General features: G+C 64.6%; 7 protein-coding genes and 2 pseudogenes. 4 read left to right on the top strand and 5 right to left on the bottom strand.

Going from position 1 to position 16226, the window contains the following annotated elements; translation table 11 throughout:
• Nucleotide 1 precedes the first annotated feature (1 nt).
• Entirely contained in the window at nucleotides 2-3106 is a 3105-nt protein-coding gene (gene fxsT / locus DL991_RS18710) for an FxSxx-COOH system tetratricopeptide repeat protein (protein WP_158634435.1), read from the bottom strand.
• Nucleotides 3107-3552: 446 nt separating this feature from the next.
• On the opposite strand from fxsT, the gene DL991_RS18705 reads away from it, so the two are divergent.
• Complete coding sequence (locus DL991_RS18705) at nucleotides 3553-7017, top strand: CHAT domain-containing protein (protein WP_158634434.1); 3465 nt, start codon at nucleotides 3553-3555, stop codon at nucleotides 7015-7017.
• 466 nt (nucleotides 7018-7483) lie between these two features.
• Here the strand turns inward: DL991_RS18705 and DL991_RS43345 are convergent, their stop codons facing one another.
• On the bottom strand, nucleotides 7484-7573 hold the full coding sequence (locus tag DL991_RS43345; protein WP_233598906.1) for a hypothetical protein: 90 nt from the start codon (nucleotides 7571-7573) through the stop codon (nucleotides 7484-7486).
• Between the two features lie 765 nt (nucleotides 7574-8338).
• Complete coding sequence (locus DL991_RS43985; RefSeq protein WP_370306858.1) at nucleotides 8339-9052, bottom strand: WD40 repeat domain-containing protein; 714 nt, start codon at nucleotides 9050-9052, stop codon at nucleotides 8339-8341.
• 1773 nt (nucleotides 9053-10825) lie between these two features.
• Here DL991_RS43985 and DL991_RS43340 point away from each other — a divergent pair.
• The gene (locus tag DL991_RS43340; protein ID WP_233598898.1) at nucleotides 10826-11158 is read left to right on the top strand and encodes a hypothetical protein; all 333 of its coding nucleotides are present in this window, start codon (nucleotides 10826-10828) and stop codon (nucleotides 11156-11158) included.
• Nucleotides 11159-11233: 75 nt separating this feature from the next.
• Here the strand turns inward: DL991_RS43340 and DL991_RS43980 are convergent.
• Nucleotides 11234-11650, bottom strand: a pseudogene (locus DL991_RS43980) (NB-ARC domain-containing protein); the annotation flags it as partial.
• 453 nt (nucleotides 11651-12103) lie between these two features.
• Nucleotides 12104-12448, bottom strand: a complete 345-nt coding sequence (locus tag DL991_RS18685; RefSeq protein ID WP_125785621.1) for a hypothetical protein — start codon at nucleotides 12446-12448, stop codon at nucleotides 12104-12106.
• An 853-nt stretch (nucleotides 12449-13301) separates the two neighbouring features.
• Between DL991_RS18685 and DL991_RS18680 the strand changes: the two genes are divergently transcribed.
• Both DL991_RS18680 and DL991_RS18675 read left to right on the top strand, forming a co-directional pair.
• Complete coding sequence (locus tag DL991_RS18680) at nucleotides 13302-14171, top strand: bacterial transcriptional activator domain-containing protein (RefSeq protein ID WP_158634433.1); 870 nt, start codon at nucleotides 13302-13304, stop codon at nucleotides 14169-14171.
• A pseudogene (locus tag DL991_RS18675) lies at nucleotides 14168-16226 on the top strand (hypothetical protein); the annotation flags it as partial. The gene DL991_RS18680 and the pseudogene DL991_RS18675, both read left to right, overlap by 4 nt.

Here is a 16226-nt window from a genome sequence, read left to right as displayed (position 1 = left end):
GTCACCGTCTGGTGATGCGGCTCAGGGCGACGGCCACCGCTCGTCTCTCCACTTCGGAGCGTACGGCCTCCCCGTCCGCCGCGAGCAGGTCCACGAGAACCTTGCGAGTACGGATCGTGTCCAGGGCGTCCTCGCCGAGCACCCTCACCCGCCGCGCCAGAGTGTCCGCCGCGAGATCGCTCGCAGGTTCGCCGAGCCGCGACAACACCGTGCAAAGCTCGTGCGCGGCCAGCAGCGTCAGCGGGTGGTCGACCCCGAGCGCGTCGACCAGGACGGGCCGGGCGACGTCCAGCAGAGTTCGCGCGCCTTCGAGCTCACCCGCCCTGCGAAGATCCTCCGCAAGACTCACCGCCGACTGAGCGGTGTCGGGATGCAGCTCCCCCAACGACTGCAGGCGCAGGCGATGTACACGCTCGTTGACCTCCCGCGCCTCGGGATGACGGCCAAGATCCCGCAGACAACGGGCCAGCAAGTGCCCGGCGCGGAGGGTGTCGGCGTGCCCTTCGCCGAGGACGGCCTCCATCCGGAACCGGACGCTGTTCTCCAGCTCGAAAGCCTCTTCCAGGCGGAGGGAGCCGCGCAGCTCGCGAGCCCGATTGTGCGCGACGACCAACGTGGCCGGATCGTCAGGTCCGAAGCGCTGCTCGAACCGCGCGAGGAGATCGCGAAACGCGTCGCCGGAAGACCGCTGGAGCGCCAGCGCCGTGGCGGCGGCGTCGCGTTCGGCGGCGAGCGTGACGAGCGAGTCCGGCCCGTGCGATCGGCGCGCGGCCTCAGCGACCTCTCGGTCGAGCGCCAAAGCCTGTTCCTCATCCCCGTTCTGAAAATGCGCGTGGGAGAGGTGGCCCATCGCCGTCAAGGTCGCCTTTGCATACGGTCCTAACCTCTCCGTCCACCGCTGTACGGCAGTCCGCGCCTCTCGCATCGCGGAGTCCAGGTCCCGCTGTACCACGAGGTACCGGATCGTGGTCAGCAACAGGGACTGGCTGTCCGGGTCCCCCTCGTACAGGCGGACGGCAAGGAGATGTGGCAGCAGCTCCTGGAGTTCCGGCCGTGCCCTGGGATCTCCCGCGTCGAGGCCGGACGCGCACTGCACCAACGCCGACCGGACCGCGTCGGTGAGTTCGCGCCCAGCCGCCCGTTCGCGCAGGAACAGCCGGAACAGCGGCTGCAGCTCGATCGTGCCCGGACCTGGTCCCAGCAGGCCCACCGCCACGCCTTGACGAATCACCTTCTCCAGCTCCAGCCGGTCCGCGCCCAGCCGAGCCAGATCCGGGCACGTCGTTTCAGGAGCGGCGGCCAGCAGCGCGACCGGAACGGGCCCTTGTCCCAGGAAAGCCGCGAACTCCAGCAGGTGGAGCACTCGTCGGTCTTCCCGCCCCATCGCGTCGAGAATGACGGACCAGACCGCGCCGCACGACTTCGGTATCTCCGCGAGCGTGGTGGCGGCACGGTCGACCAGCAACTGCCGAAGCTGCGCGGGCGTGATCGTCGAGGTGGAGAGGTAGTGAGCCGCTGGAACGACGGCGCCCGGCAGCAGGTCGAGCGTGCTCGCGAGCTCGAGCAGCCCGGGCTGCTCGCCGAGGATCATGGTGCACAGCTCGGTCGCTTCCTCCTCTGTGAAGGCCCCCACCGGACACAACGCGGCGATCTCCGACCACCCCGCGTGCCGGGAGGTGATCAGCACGTCGACGTGGGGTGCTCTGGGCAGGTACTCCTCGATCGTCGCGACGTCGGTCGCCCCGTCCAGGACGACGAGCCAGGGCCCGTTCGCGGACAGGTATGCGAACAATTCTTGCCGCAGCAGGTCACCGTTGGCGGCCTCGGGCAGACTCAGCCCGTCGGCGTAGTCGGCCACCTGAGAACCGAGCGGGTTCGTGCCGTCCGCCGCAAGCCATAGCACACCGGAGTAGGCACCAGCCGTCCGCTGTACGTAGGTTGCCGCCAGGTGGGTCTTGCCCGTGCCCGGAGGCCCGTACAGGGCCACGACCCAACCCTGCTCCGACGGGGTCAGCTCACGGAACTCAAACGGAACGGACCCCCGTTCGACGGCGTGACGAGGCAGCGGCGGCACGGACCGTAGCGAAGATGACGGCCGGCCGTCGCCAGGGACCTCGGACCTGGGGCCACTGCGGACCGCAGCGCTCCTCGCGACATCCGCCGTGGTGGCATCCGCCGTCCGCGCATCGGCAGAAAACTCCACCACCACCTTCGACCGTGTGATCTCCTTCGCGGCGCGCGCCGCCACGTCACCGAACCACTGCTGGGTCTCCACGTCTGGCGCACGGCTGGCCCTCCTCAGCGCCGCGGCCACCAGAGCGAGGTGGTACTCGGTGTTCCACTCCGCCCTCATGCCGTCGGCCCCCAACCTGGCCTGCGCGGCGCCGTAGATCTTCAGGACGAGGTCCCTCAACGTACGCGGCACGTTCGAGTGCGGGGTCCGCCTGACGACCAGGTCGGCCAGATTCGCCCTCACCAGAGGAGACTCGACGTCGGGCAGATAGCGGACGAGAACTGTGAGCAGGAGGTTGACCGGGTCCGCCGCAAGGGGTTCGTTCTCTCCCGACCTGGACAGATCCACGAGCACGAAGTCGCCACGGTCGGTGGCGATGAGCGCATTGCCGGGATGAAGATCACGGTGCCCGAAGCCGCAGTGCACCACCGCGGACCAGGTCGCCTTCGGCACGGCGTCCAGCACGAGCGCCATCGGGTTGAGCCGGTCATCGTCCTCGTGCAGGACCACTGATCCGTCCTGATCGAGAAGGCCCGCCCGCACCGCCCATTTCGTGATGCGCCCGTCGGAGGCCAGCCTGCCGCCGAGCTCTTCACGCAGGTGCGAAGCAATCCGGACGCGCTTGAAATCCAGTCCCTCCTGGCCTTTGTTCCAGCGGGTGAGGATACCGGTCACCACAGACACGGCTGAGCGGATGATCTCTCGGAGTGGTACCCCACGGGTGATCATCTCTTCCAGCGTCGTGCAGGCGTGAAGATCATCGCGCGCGATCGCCTGGAACTGCACGATGCCGCCGTCCGCCAGCGGCAGAGCGTCCCACAGCGGCTTGACGAGATGCCGTTCCCGGAAATCCTTCGGAGAGCTGTCCCACACCTTTCGGTGCCGAGACGACTCCCCGCTGTTCCGACGCCCTTCACGGAGATATTTCAAGATCGCCTTGCCGTGAAAGTCGCCCTTCCTCACGTACACCGCCGCCAGCAACGCCGTCGTGCCTCCACTGGCACGCCAGTCGCCGTCAATCAAGTGAACGCTGTTGGCGTGAACCCAGTCCGACATGAATTCGTGGTGACTCGGCACGGCTCTGAACAGTCCGGAAACGCCATCGTCCCAACCCACCCGCACTCCCGCCGCTTACGTCGCCCCGGTCCGCGCACATCTCCGAGCCGATGACGCGGATGTCAGAGGATAGCGTCACGAGAGTCAACGCGCTTTGTCCCACATCTCTTCGATGCCCAGGCTATGACCAGAAGAATTCGCCTGCGACAATTCACCGCGTTGGCGACGTTGACGTGAGACCGGCCACCGAGGAGCCATTGCCCATGTCCACCGATGTCTTCACGCTCGATGTCATCGAATATTCCGGTGGATGTCGAATTGTTCTTTCCCGGAACGACGAGGTCGTCGCAGAACACACCACGCCTCTCGACCTGGCGTCGGAGGAGTACGCCGCGTTCGTCGCCATCGAAGCTCACATCGAGCACGGGCGAGTGGCCGACGGAGCACCCAGTGGCCTTGCACAGCGCCTCGGCCGATGGCTCGCGCTCTCCGTGCTCGGGCCCGTTGCCGAAGTGCTCGCGGGTCACGCACCGGTCGTCGTGGTCCGCGGCAACAGCGCGTTGCGCGACGGGCCCTGGGGCCTCGCGGAGATCGACGGCCGCACGCTGGCGGAGCGAGGGCTCGTCGTCGTGGTGGCAACCGATGAGCCGGCGTCGCGCCGGCCAGAGCCGGACCCTCGTTCTCCTGTCCGGATGCTGGCGGTGTTTAGCCAGCCCCACGAACTCGACGCGCTGAACCTCCGCGAGGAACGGACACACCTGACGCAGGTCGTCCGCGAACTGACCGAAAAGGACGGCCGGGCAGTCGAGCTCGTGATCCTCCAGTACGGAGTCACCAGGGCCGAGCTGAGCCATGTCGCGGCCGATCCACGTGGCTGGGACGTCGTGCACCTGTCGGGGCACGGCACATCGACCTCGTTCACGTTCGAGTCCGATGACTCCGAACCTGACACGGTCACGATCGACGAGCTCTTGAAACTCTTGTCGCCGATCCGCCCCCTATTCGTGTGCATAAGCTCGTGCTCATCCGCAGGTCAGGCCGCAGACGACGACCTCGTCCACCTGGGACTCCGGCAGACTGCACTGTCCGCACGCCAAGGCAACCTGGCCGACGCAGTCGCGGCCGAACTCGCGTGTTCTGTACTGGCCATGCGTTTCGCGGTGCGCGACAAGTTCGGAATCGCGCTGACCAGCGCGTTGTACCGAGGCCTGCTGGTCGAAGGGCTCACGCCGGCGAAAGCGCTCGGCCGGGCGCTCATGGCGATCCAGGACGTCACGCCGATGGAGATGGTCACGCCCGTCCTGCTAGGTGAGCGCGGCGCCTGGGTGACGGTGCGAGCGCCGAACGGCGACAAGAAGCCCTCGGCTGTTACGCACGAGCTTCCTTCCGCGCCGGAAAGGTTCGTGGGCCGGGTCGCGACGATGAGCCGTTGTGTGCGAATCCTGCTGAACGACACCGGCTCCCGAGCCCTCGTTCTGCTCGGCATGCCCGGCATCGGCAAGTCGGCGGTCGCCACTGAGCTCGTGCACGTGGTCGGCGATCGTTTCGACGACGTGATCTGGTGCGGCGTTCCGGACGGAGCCGACGGTCCCACCGCGTTGACCGAGGTCATCGTGCGGCTGGAGGACTCCCTGCCGGGCGTGCGACTGGTGCACCTCGTCCACGAGCCGGCGGACCTGGCCGAGGCCGTGATCGCGGTGTCCGAGGCCCTGACGAGGAGCCGCGTGCTCGTCGTCCTCGACAACGTGGACACCTGGAGCACCGATCTGGGCTGGTCGGCGCTGCTCACCGCGTTGTGCCAGCATGACGGGGCGTCGCGTGCGGTGATCACCACCCGCCAGGAACCGGTTGACCTGCCGGCCGCGGTCGAGCGAATCGGTTCGCTGAGCCGTGACGAGGCCGTGCTGCTGGCCGGCGAGCTGAGCCGGCTCGCACGGTTCGTCCGGGGTGAGGTGGCCGGAATGGCCGCGGACAAGGCCAGATCGCTCGCCCGCAGGGTGATCGAGGCGGCTGACGGCCACCCGAAACTCCTCGAACTCGCCGACGGTCAGGCCGGGGACGCCGGCAGGCTGTCAGCGCTGCTCAACACCGGTCCCTCCGCCGCTGATGTCTCCGCCCCGCTGGACTCGTGGACCGCGCGTGCTGTCGCCGCGTTGGCACCGCCGGACCGCCGCGCGTTCGACCTGCTCTGCGTCCTGGACGAACGGGACCGCACGGCCGTCGTCCTCACAGGTCTCCTCGAGGCCGATCCGCACACGCCCTCCGCGATCACCTCGACCGGCCTGGCCGAGATGCGCAACGACGACTACCGGGTGCATCCGGCGGTGGCCGCCACCGGCCGCGAGCTGCTCACGGAAACCGAACTCGACCACTTGGTGGCCGAGATCGCCGGCTTCTGGACCTCGGTGGTCAAGGACGCGGTCGCGGACGAACGGGCAGGGGGAAGCGTGGCAGCGGTGGCGCGCAGCGCCAGGTCCGCGATCGGCTACCTGCTGCGCGCAGGCGACGTTCGCATGGCCACCGATGCCGCCGACCTGGTGCTGCGCCGGGAGCGCTCCCCCGTCGAGCTCGGTTCGCTGACCCCTCAGATCATTCAGCTGGGGGCCGCGGCGGCCGATGCCGGGAACCGCCTGCGGGCGCACAGGCTGCTGGCGAACCTCATGGCCCTGATCGGCCACCCGGTCTCGGACAACATGACCGAGAACCTGCGGGCGCGCGCGATCGCCGCGGGTGAGCTGGAGATGGCCACCGTTCTGAGCACCGACCTGATCGGCCGTTACCGTCAGGCCCAGCGCCTAGACGAGGCTCTTGCACTCGCCGAGGAGCAGATCGAACTCGGCAAGCAGGTCGAGGTCGGCGCCTGGACGCAGCTGCTGCACGAGAACGAACGAATCAACATCCTCGTCACGATGGGTCGTGCGGACGAGCTGGCGGAACAGATCCAGGCACTGCGCGAACGCATAAAACAGTTGCCTCCGACTGCGGAGGACAACGACACCGTGCGACCGTACTGGGTGAAGGAACTGGTGCTCGACACCATCTACACGGCGGCGCTTTCGATGCGGGACTACCGAACGTGTCTGGACACCGCGGAGGAAACGATCCGCCAGAAACGAGCACGTGACGCCGACCAGTCCCAGATCGCAAGAGCCACCTACCGAACCTGTTTTCCTTTGATGCGTCTGGGCAATCTGGAAGAGGCAGCGATGCGGTTGAAGTGGTGCCGCAGTATCTTCACCGAGGCCTCCGACACCCCCGCACTCGCGGCGACGTACTCCGCTCTCGGTGAGATCGAGGACGAACTCGGTCGTCCTCAGGCCGCGGTCGAATTCAACCAGGCGGCACTACGGCACCAGTACGCCGCGCGAACCTTGAGCGGCATCATCAACGCCCACATGAACCTGGGTCATCGCATGTCTGCGATCGGAGGTGGGAAGCGCGCCTTCGCGCACCACGTGCTTGCCGCCCTCGTCGCCGATGCGACGAGTTATTGGCAGGCCGGGAGCACCGAACGAGCGTTGACCGACCTGGTGGTGGACGCCAACGGAGACGACGAAGTCACCACGCTGGAGGACGTCTGGAGCCTGGTAGGTGATGACCTTCCCGGACTGGACATCCCTTCTGCGCTGCGGACGCTCAACCACGAGGTGGACCCCACCCAGGACGACCTCGACCGCGTGCTGGCGAACGCGCGACGGCAAGCGACGGAACGCGCACAGCAGCGTTGACGATCAGCAGTGCCGCGGGTTCGGGCTGGCGCGGTGAGCACCGGAGCACTGGCTCACAGTCCATAATGGACGTACGCCACCCATGTTCTGTGCTTGTGTTCCGCCTCCCGTTTGAGCGGAACCGCGTTCCGCAACGCGGCGGCGCAGTCACGGCCGATTCACGTCCGCTGCCATCGCTGGGTCCGACCGGACTCCGGAATGATGTCGGGCCGATTTGACGACTGGGATGGATGGCGTGGACGGGCCGTACTGGCGACGGCCAGTCGTTGGCTGGTCGACTTCAGGTGAGTCGCCTTTGCTCACTGCCGACACCAAGGACAACGGTCGAGCGCAGGCCCCGCCCTGCAGCCACTCGGCCGGGGACCAGTCGTCGTGCATGTACGTCATGTTCGGCTCAGTCCCTCACCCGGCCGGTGTCGTATGCCCACATCGCGATCTCGACTCTCTTTCGGGCGCCGATTTTTGGTCAGCACGCTGGCGACGTGGACTTCGCGGTCGTCAAGCCTATGAATAGCTCGGCGGCGATCTCTGCGTTCGTGCGGCCGCGGGCGACCAGCGTCAGTACCTCCTCCTCGCGTTCGGTGAGCAGCTCGATCGGTTGGGTCCGTCGGCTCGACGGTTCCCTGCCGGCGAGCGTGGCCAGCAGCCGCCGGGGTGATGTTCGGCGCGATCAGGGCATCGCCGACGGCGGCGGCATGGTCAAGCAGCTCCGCCCCGGCGCCCTTGAGCAGAAAGCCTCGGGCGCCAGCCCGGAGCGCGCCTTGGACGTACTCGTCGAGGTCGAGCGACTCGCCCCACCATCATCATCGCGGCGAAGCCGCCGGGACTTGCCTCCGTCCCGAAGACCCATCACGTCGATCACAAGGCTGTCGCGGAAGAAATCGCTCGTCTGAATAAGAGAACCAACGCCCTCGAGCGAGAACAAACCGAGATCGCGGGTCGGACCGCGGCGCTGCAGCAGCATCTAGCGCAGGCACGTCCGTGCAACAAACGAGAGTACGTCTTCACCGTTCGTGCGGGATCGGCCATCCTGCACCGCAGGGACTGCCGACACTTGCGAAGTCGAACCACCTCGACACGACGAGATGACCTCCTGCCGCTGAACTGGGGGCAAGCAGAATCATGGCTGCTGTGCGGAACAAACAGGCGTCGCTGCCAAACCTGTCAACCGAACTAAGCACGCTGGCCGCTCGCCAGGCAGGGACGGGCGCGCTCGCCTTCACCTTGCATCACGAGCACTTGCCAGATCGAGGCAGATGACACAGCGATGGTCAGGACCTAAGGCTCGCAGACGACCGTGGGCGCGTCTAACTTAGCTTTGTTAACTTCCCCCGCACGACTCAGAATCGGATCGAAGGTGCAGCTGCACCAGGCCATGCATAGTTCCCGCTAGCAACTTACCGGCTCCGTCCGAGGCCAGCGCTGTTACCGGCGCATCTAGGTCGATCTCGAATTTCGGTTCCCACTCGACGTCTGGGGCCAGGCCTACGAGAGGCCAGACCCGGAGAACGGTATCTCCGGTGACTGCCATCGGCATGCCGTCTGGGAACATCACGCACACGGCGTGGTCGACCCACCCTGTTCGAATTGTGGACCTCGCCAGGAGTCGGCAGGTGCTCAAGTCCCAGGCAGTCACGGTGGCCGGAGTGGTGTTTTCGCTCCCTACGATCGCCACGACCCGGCCATCGGGTAGCCGAGTACAGGCGATCGCGCTGACAGCGGCGGGGCTCGGTTGGCCACGCACGCGGCAGTTCATATTGGTACCGACTTGCTCTCCCGTCGAGAGATCCCAGATCCTGACTGTGCCGTCACTTCCGCCGCTGAGTGCGACTAGCCGATCGTCCGGCAGGGTCGTGGTGGCCACGGCGGTAACACTCCTGGGCCAGCAGAGTCCGGCAGCCTTCCATTTCGTGCGCACTCGTGTACGAACCCGCCAGAGTCGTCGGCCGTTGATTAGGTCCCACGCCTCTATCCCTGCGCCGTGGCCAGCGAGGATTGCGATTGCTTTTCCGCTTGGACGATCGGCGCATGCCATCGCGTGTGCGGCGAGCCCACTGTGCCAGCAGTTGATCAACTGTTCGCCAACGGGGTCCCAGGTACGTAGGGTCCCGTCCTCATGGCTACTGACCACACAGGTTCCGTTGACTGAGAGGCTGGTCGCCAAAGGAAGTGTCGAGGGCGTGGGCGCGACTGTTTCTTCATCCCAGGCCTGTACCGTGCTGTCTTCGTGCCTGCTGACTACGAGGTGGCCAACATAGGCTAGATCGGTTGCAGGCGACGCCAAAGACCCGGGTTCGGATCGTCTGCTGATCAGTTCCTGTAAGTGCCATAGCCGCACTGTGTTCTCGTTGCCGCCGGTGATTACAACCGTGCGACCGTCACGAAGTTGGCCGCAGGCCAACGCGCGAACGGAGTATGCGTGCGCGTATACGGGCCCGCCGAGTAGATCTCCGGAGTCGATACTCCATACACGCAGTGCCCCGTCATCGTCTCCGCTGATAAGCACTTCACCTAGATCCGGGATCCATGTACAGAGCAGAGTATGGGTGTTATGCGAGTGCCCGGTGAGACCAGGCCCTGCGGACTCGCCGGTCAGGACATTCCACTGCTTGACCTCGGTAGAACTCCCCGATGTGAATAGGGCACGAGTTCCCCAGGCCATTTCCATGGTCCGGAGTGGGTGTCCGGCGAGTTCGGCGCCGACTCGCTCACCGGTTTCCAAATCCCACAACCGCACCGGTGCGTACTCGTCAGACACCGCGACTCCTAAGCGCCCGTCTGGCAATAGGCCTGCCGCGATAGCCCAAAAAGACTCGTCTGTTCCACATTCGAAAGAGATCGGCTTGCCGATCAGTTTACCGGTGGAGACGTCCCATGCGTGGACTGTATGATCCCAACTGCAGGCGATCACCACCAGCCTACCGGACCATTCGGTCCACACAATTTCCCTGACTCCTGGTTCCCCTAGGTGAGGGACTTCCCACTTGACGGTGTGATCCGATGTAAGGTCCCACACTTGCATGTCGTCCCACGTGCCCAAGACAGCGAGGCGACGCCCATCGGCGAGTGGCACACAAGCGATCGCGGTGACGTGCTGCGCTTGCCATGGTGGCACGATGCTCTCGTTACTCTCGACATCGACAATTCGTACATCACCGTCAAGGCAGCGACTGACCGACCACAGCCGTCCGTCCGGCAGGGAAACAGCCGCGACTTCGACTACCGCTTCTAGGTGGCGGGCAAGAATCTTGTGGTCTGGCTCTGAATTCCAGTGTGTCCACGAGCAATGCCATTTTGCGTGCGCCCCGCGCCTCTTAGCCGCATCAGCGAGGGCTGTGGCCCCTGCACGACTGGCAGAAAGTGCCAGGTACGCAGGTCGATCGGACAAGGGCTGATCTCGCAGGTGGTGTGCGGCTCGCTGATAGACCAGCGCGGCAGCGCGTGCGGCTTCACCCTGTGCCACGCCCAGGGTAGCGAGAAGTTCGGGTTGGGAGGCAGCAAGGAGAAACCCTGCGTCTATCACTAGCTGATCGAGGAGTCCCGCGTCGGCAGCGTGCCCCGCCAAGTGGCGAAGCGCATACGGGCGGCCGTCAACCCAGTCCTCAGGTGCCTCCGCACGTAGCGCATCGACCAGAGTTGCGTTGACTTCGGCAAGTCGGTCAGTGCCAAGAGTGTGCCGAACGTACGTCCGAAGTACATCGTGCAGGCGTAAACCCTCTCTTGCCAGAGTGATGAGTGAAAGGTCGGCGAGCCGCCTGCCCAAACGCCTTGCTTCTGCGGCACTAAGCCCGCTCGCGGACCATAATAAGTGGACCACTTCGAGTGGGATGTCCATGTCTTCGGGAAAGATTCCCAGCTCAAGAAAACGACCTCGGTCTGTGTTGCCGAGACGCCTCAGGCTCGCTTCGACCGTTGCCTGGACTGCCTGGTCTCGACGGTCGGCGCTGTCGAGGTCCAGGCTGTCCGGCCCATCGACGCCGAGCTGGTCTGCGATGAGTTCCGCGGCCGCCTCCGGCGTGGTTCCATCGTCGATGGCACGGCAGATCGCGCTGTTCACCAGGGACAGCAGAAGGGCCCAACCGCCGGTAAGCCGGGTAAGGCGCTCAATCTGGAGTGGCTCGGCCACCCCAGTGACAAGTAGAGCGCGACTTTCCTGAAAGCTCATCCGGCCGACCGGTACGACCTTGCTGAGGGGACGCAGTGTGCCGCGTGATCGCGTTGTCACAATCCTGGCGATGTTGGTGCCGGCAGGGAACGGGGCCAGCCTGCTCGCCGACCACACGTCATCGAGCACGAGAAGGGTAGGGGCGCGTTCCGCGAGCAACTCGCCCAGCCGATGGCCGACCATGGCCGGATCGGTCAACGTTGGTCGTACACCGTCGAGCATCTCGCACAGATCGTTGATCTTGTCTGCGAGCACCGTGTCCGGTACGTGTTCACCCAGTGTCACCCACAGGACTCCGCCAGGGAAATTGGTCCGCAGCGTACGACAGGCCTGGGCCACCAACGTGGTCTTACCGAAACCACCTGGCCCTACTACACCGGCATCAGCGCTTCCTGGCGACACCACCTCGGCCAGTTTTTCGGCGAGCTCCACTCGCTCTACCAGCACACGACTTGGTTCCGGCACCATCCAGATCTCTTGCTGTGACCTTCGTGGTTCTCCCAGCGTGACTTGGTTGGCTTGAATGACAGTGCCGACAACTGTTCCACTCATGTCGTTGCGTGTGGAGGACCGCTCAGCCATCGCATCAGTATGCCAACGAACACGAGCAGGTATCTCACGGTGAGCGTTGTTGTCGGCCGCGCTCGCGGCATCCAGTCATCGACCACGCCGGATCCAGTCAGCCACCAGGCGACCAACAGCGGCTCGCCCTCGACGTCACCTCGACTCATGCACCGCAGTTGGACGCGCCCTGTATCGAGCCGAGAGGCTCATGTGCGATGCACCAGCCTGGACGGCCGCCACGCCGTCTGGGAAACCACCAGGGACGTGCCAGTATCGGCCGGCGTGGCGTAACCAACACTATCCTTACCCAACGCCTCTCCGAGCCCATCGTCGATTCGTCGCAAGGGCTTCGATGGCTCAGAACGATATGCCTCCGCTGATATCGCGTGCTTGCACTACGTTCCCATGAACGGTTCCCGAAACCTGGTTTGTCACACCGCCGTTATCGGCCTGCTGGGCGACTTCCGTCTGCCACAGACCACGGATGCGCTCACCGAAGTCCGGGTCAGCCGCCTCCGCCTGCCCCAACGCGACGCTAAGGTCTTGAACTTCTGCCGAATCCTCGGCTGCACCTTCCGCGGCTTCGAGCACAGCGGTTGCCACCGAGTCGTCCTCGAACTGCTTCTTGATCAGCTGGTACAAGCCCGTGATGGCGCGGCCGGCGGCTGCCGCAGCGATGGACACGAGGACCGGATCAGGCACATTCACTCCCTCAGTCGTACTTGGGCTAGCCCGTTCCACAGTACCGATAGTTGACACGGCTATGTCTACTCATCTCCAGCTATGTCCAGAACCGCGTGCAAAGTCAACGACGAGCACCAGAGAGCACTGACCTGCGCCGCCATGTTGCGCTCAATAGGGAACGCCAAGCTCACCGAACAGCTCCAGCAACTGGTCGGTGTCACCGAAGTCAGTATCCGTTCCTCGCGAAGATCACGGATGTAGCGGAGCAGCCTGCGGCCCACGGTCCGCAGCCGATGGTCCGTTCGGGTGAAGTGGCAGACGCAGATGAGACTCTCCTGCGCGGCGATGTTCCTGTACAGCCGAACTTCGCGGTGTCCAGGGTTGGTTGTTCTATTGGCTCTGGTGTCCGGGCTCACTGGCCGCCTGACACGATGCCGCACCTCTCACGGACGCCACACCAGACTTGACGGGCGCACCTTGTCGGCGATGGGCGTCCCCGAAGGCGGAAGCATTTTGACATCCCGTCACCGGGAAGTGCTGGGTGGAACTCGGGCCGGTTCATGCTGGTTCTCTCCGTGCCGTCCGTGAATGACGACGATCACGAACATGTACGGTCACGTGGGACGGGAACTGAGACTGGCAGCGAGCAGCGAGCACCCAAATGGGTGAAATATTTCGCGGCCATCAGAGTGTGCGCCCTGCGGCTGAGAGACTGCGCGCGGTCGGGGCGGGCCTTTTTATCGAGAGGGCGGGAATGCGGGTTCAGTTACTGGGCAATGTGGAGATCCACAACGGCACTGACACGGTGCGACTGGACAGGTCGCGAGAGAAATGTGTCCTGGCGGCCTTAGCATTGAACGTGGGGAAACCGGTGGCACTGACGACGCTGGTCGACCTGGTATGGGAGCCGTCTGAGCAGACCGACAATTCCCTCCGGAGTGTCGGTGACTACATCAGGAAGGTACGGGCCGCGATCAAGAAAGGAGGCGGGGCCGTCGATTCTCTGCGCTACGAACGCGGAGCACGATCGTGCACGTTGAACATCGATCCGTCCTGCGTGGACTACCACCAGTTCCATGCCGTTGCCGCCGCGGCCCGGCAGGAACGTGACCCCGAGACCTTTCGCCAGGCCTTGGCCCTGTGGCACGGAGAGGCCCTCGCCGACATCAGGAACCAATGGGCAGACAACCGCCGTAACGACCTGGAAACCGAACGCCGGGAGCTCCATCTCGACCTGCTCGACCTCCAACTCGCGGCAGGGAAGCACGCCGAAGTCATCCAAGCAACCACCGAAATGATCGACCACGACATTCCCACCGATCGAGTCTTAGTCCTCGGTGCCCAAGGACTAGCCGGCTGCGGGCGGCACACCGCCATCGAGGCCTGGAAAACTCGGGTGATCCGCCGGATGCATGAGACCGTCGGCGCTGATCCAGCACACGAAGCACTAAATCACATCAGCCAACTGATAGCTAACCCCCACTGGTCTCCGTCGTCACGGCCCACTGCCGCGGTGAGTGAGTTGTTTAGCATGCGCACCGACGTCGCAACCTTCACCAGTGACAACTCCACTTTGCGCGATCCGCTACCACCTGAAACTCCGACATCCGACACCAATGACGCTTCCTCGACCACGACCGAGGCCCAGCTGAACAGTCCAGCAATCACGATGACTGTGACCGCATCCGACAGCAGTCGTGTGTATCAAGCCGGACGTGATCAACACATCACCGAGGCATGAACACAAACCAGACTTCGGACTCAGGCCTGCCGGACCCGAGCGAGAGAATTCACCTGCAGGCGCACGCCACCGGTGAAGCTCGCGTTCACCAAGCCGCCCGAGATCAACACTTTCACTACTCCGACGGAGCGCGCGGCCAGCGCCGCGTCCTGCCAGGGGCGTCTGTGCAGGAATGCCCTTACCCTGGGCTAGCTGCCTTCAGCTCCTCTCAGGCGAGATGGTTCTTCGGGCGGGACCGGCTCATCGCCGAGCTCATCACCCACTTAGACCGACGTTTACACGCCGGCGGAATGCAAATGGTAGTCGCGCCATCAGGAGCGGGAAAAACCTCTCTGTTACGGGCTGGCTTGATGCCCAAGCTTGATCAGGCCGCGCTACCAGGCTCGGACCAGTGGCCGAAACTGATGGCCGCTCCCACCGCCGAACCTCTAAACGCGCTTGCCACGCGGATAGCGCCCCTAATCGGTGCAAACCCAGCCATGGTGGCCGAACATCTGGCGACCGAACCGAATCGTTGCATCCCGGCACTGGTGCACGCGCTGCGCGGGCACATCCGCAGCAAAAACTCTAACGCCCGGGTCATGATCGTAGTCGATCAATTCGAAGAAATATTCACCCTGTGCGCCGACGACCACCAGCGACACACGTTCGTCAACCTTCTCGCCCAAATAGCTGGTGCCCGAGCCAACTCCAATGTGGAAGTAGACCCGGTAGGGCTCGTCGTAGTGGGGATTCGGGCAGATTTCTACGCGGCCTGCACCGATTATCCCCAACTGCGTATCGCACTACAGAACGCTCCTCTGGTACTCGGTCCCATGTCGACCCCCGAACTACGCGAAGCCATCCTCTTCCCAGCCCGTGATGCCGGACTAGACATGGAGCCGGGACTTGTGGAACTACTGCTTCGCGATCTGAGCGCCACCACCGCCGCGGATGGAATCGCGGGCCACGGGGCCGGCCGCCTTCCACTGCTGGCTCACGCGTTGCGGGTCAGCTGGCACCAGCGGCACGGCTCCACCATCACCGTGCAGGGCTACCAGAACACCGGCGGCATCCAACACGCCATCGCCACCACCGCCGACCAGGTGTACGTCAGCCTGGACGAATCTGGGCGACACGTGGCGCAGTCACTATTCCTGCGACTGATAAGGATCGGGGATGGGGCCGACGACACCCGGCGGCGCTTGACCCGCGGCGAGCTGACCAACGCAAGCGTCGATCCCTGGAGAACCGCAGCAGTGGTGGACGCGTTCACCCAGGCGAGACTGCTCACTCAGCAGCAGGACACCGTGGAGATTACGCACGAAGCTCTGTTGCAGAGTTGGCCTCAGCTCCGTCGCTGGATCGACATCGATCGTGATGGGCGGTTGACACACCAAAACCTCGAAGAATCTGCGGCTGCTTGGGAGCGCGACGACCACGACCCATCTCTACTATACCGGGGAAACCGCCTGGAGGAGGCTCAGGCCTGGACCACGACCGCCTCCCCGGGAATTCTGAGCCCTGCAGCAAGGGGCTTTCTAACTGCCAGCATTCAAGGGCGACACCGCGCTACACGGCTGCGCACCATAATTATTGCCGCCCTTACAGCATTGGCGATGGTCTCCTCCGTGGCAGCCGTCGTCGCTTTCCAACAACAGAACGAGGCAACACATCAACGTGACCTCGCCGTCTACAACCGGGTACTCGCCGAAGCCGATCAGCTTCAAATCTCCGATTCGTCTCTGTCGGCTCAACTCAACCTCGTCGCACACAAAATGCGACCAAACGACAAGACCTTCACGCGGCTGGTCACCGCTGCTAGCTCCCCCCTGTCCACACGGGTTACCGGCCACACTCAGCCCATCCAGTCAGTGGCGTTTAGCCCGGACGGGCACACCCTGGCCACCGGTAGCAGCGACAAATCGGTGCGGTTGTGGGGCATGTCTGACCCGGCCCACCCTGCGCCGCTAGGACAGCCCTTGACCGGCCACACCCAACCCATCCAGTCGGTGGCGTTCAGCCCGGACGGGCACACCCTGGCCACCGGAGGCCTTGATGCGTCGGTGCGGTTGT

The organism is Amycolatopsis sp. WAC 01375 (genome assembly GCF_003947325.1).
Lineage (GTDB): Bacteria > Actinomycetota > Actinomycetes > Mycobacteriales > Pseudonocardiaceae > Amycolatopsis.
This window is presented reverse-complemented; position numbering and strand designations above follow the sequence as displayed.

Bases quoted from the DNA above. Each gene is read 5' to 3' on its own strand.
- DL991_RS43985 (WP_370306858.1), bottom strand. From the start codon at position 9,052: ATGGCATGCGCCGATCGTCCAAGCGGAAAAGCAATCGCAATCCTCGCT.
- DL991_RS18705 (WP_158634434.1), top strand. From the start codon at position 3,553: ATGTCCACCGATGTCTTCACGCTCGATGTCATCGAATATTCCGGTGGA.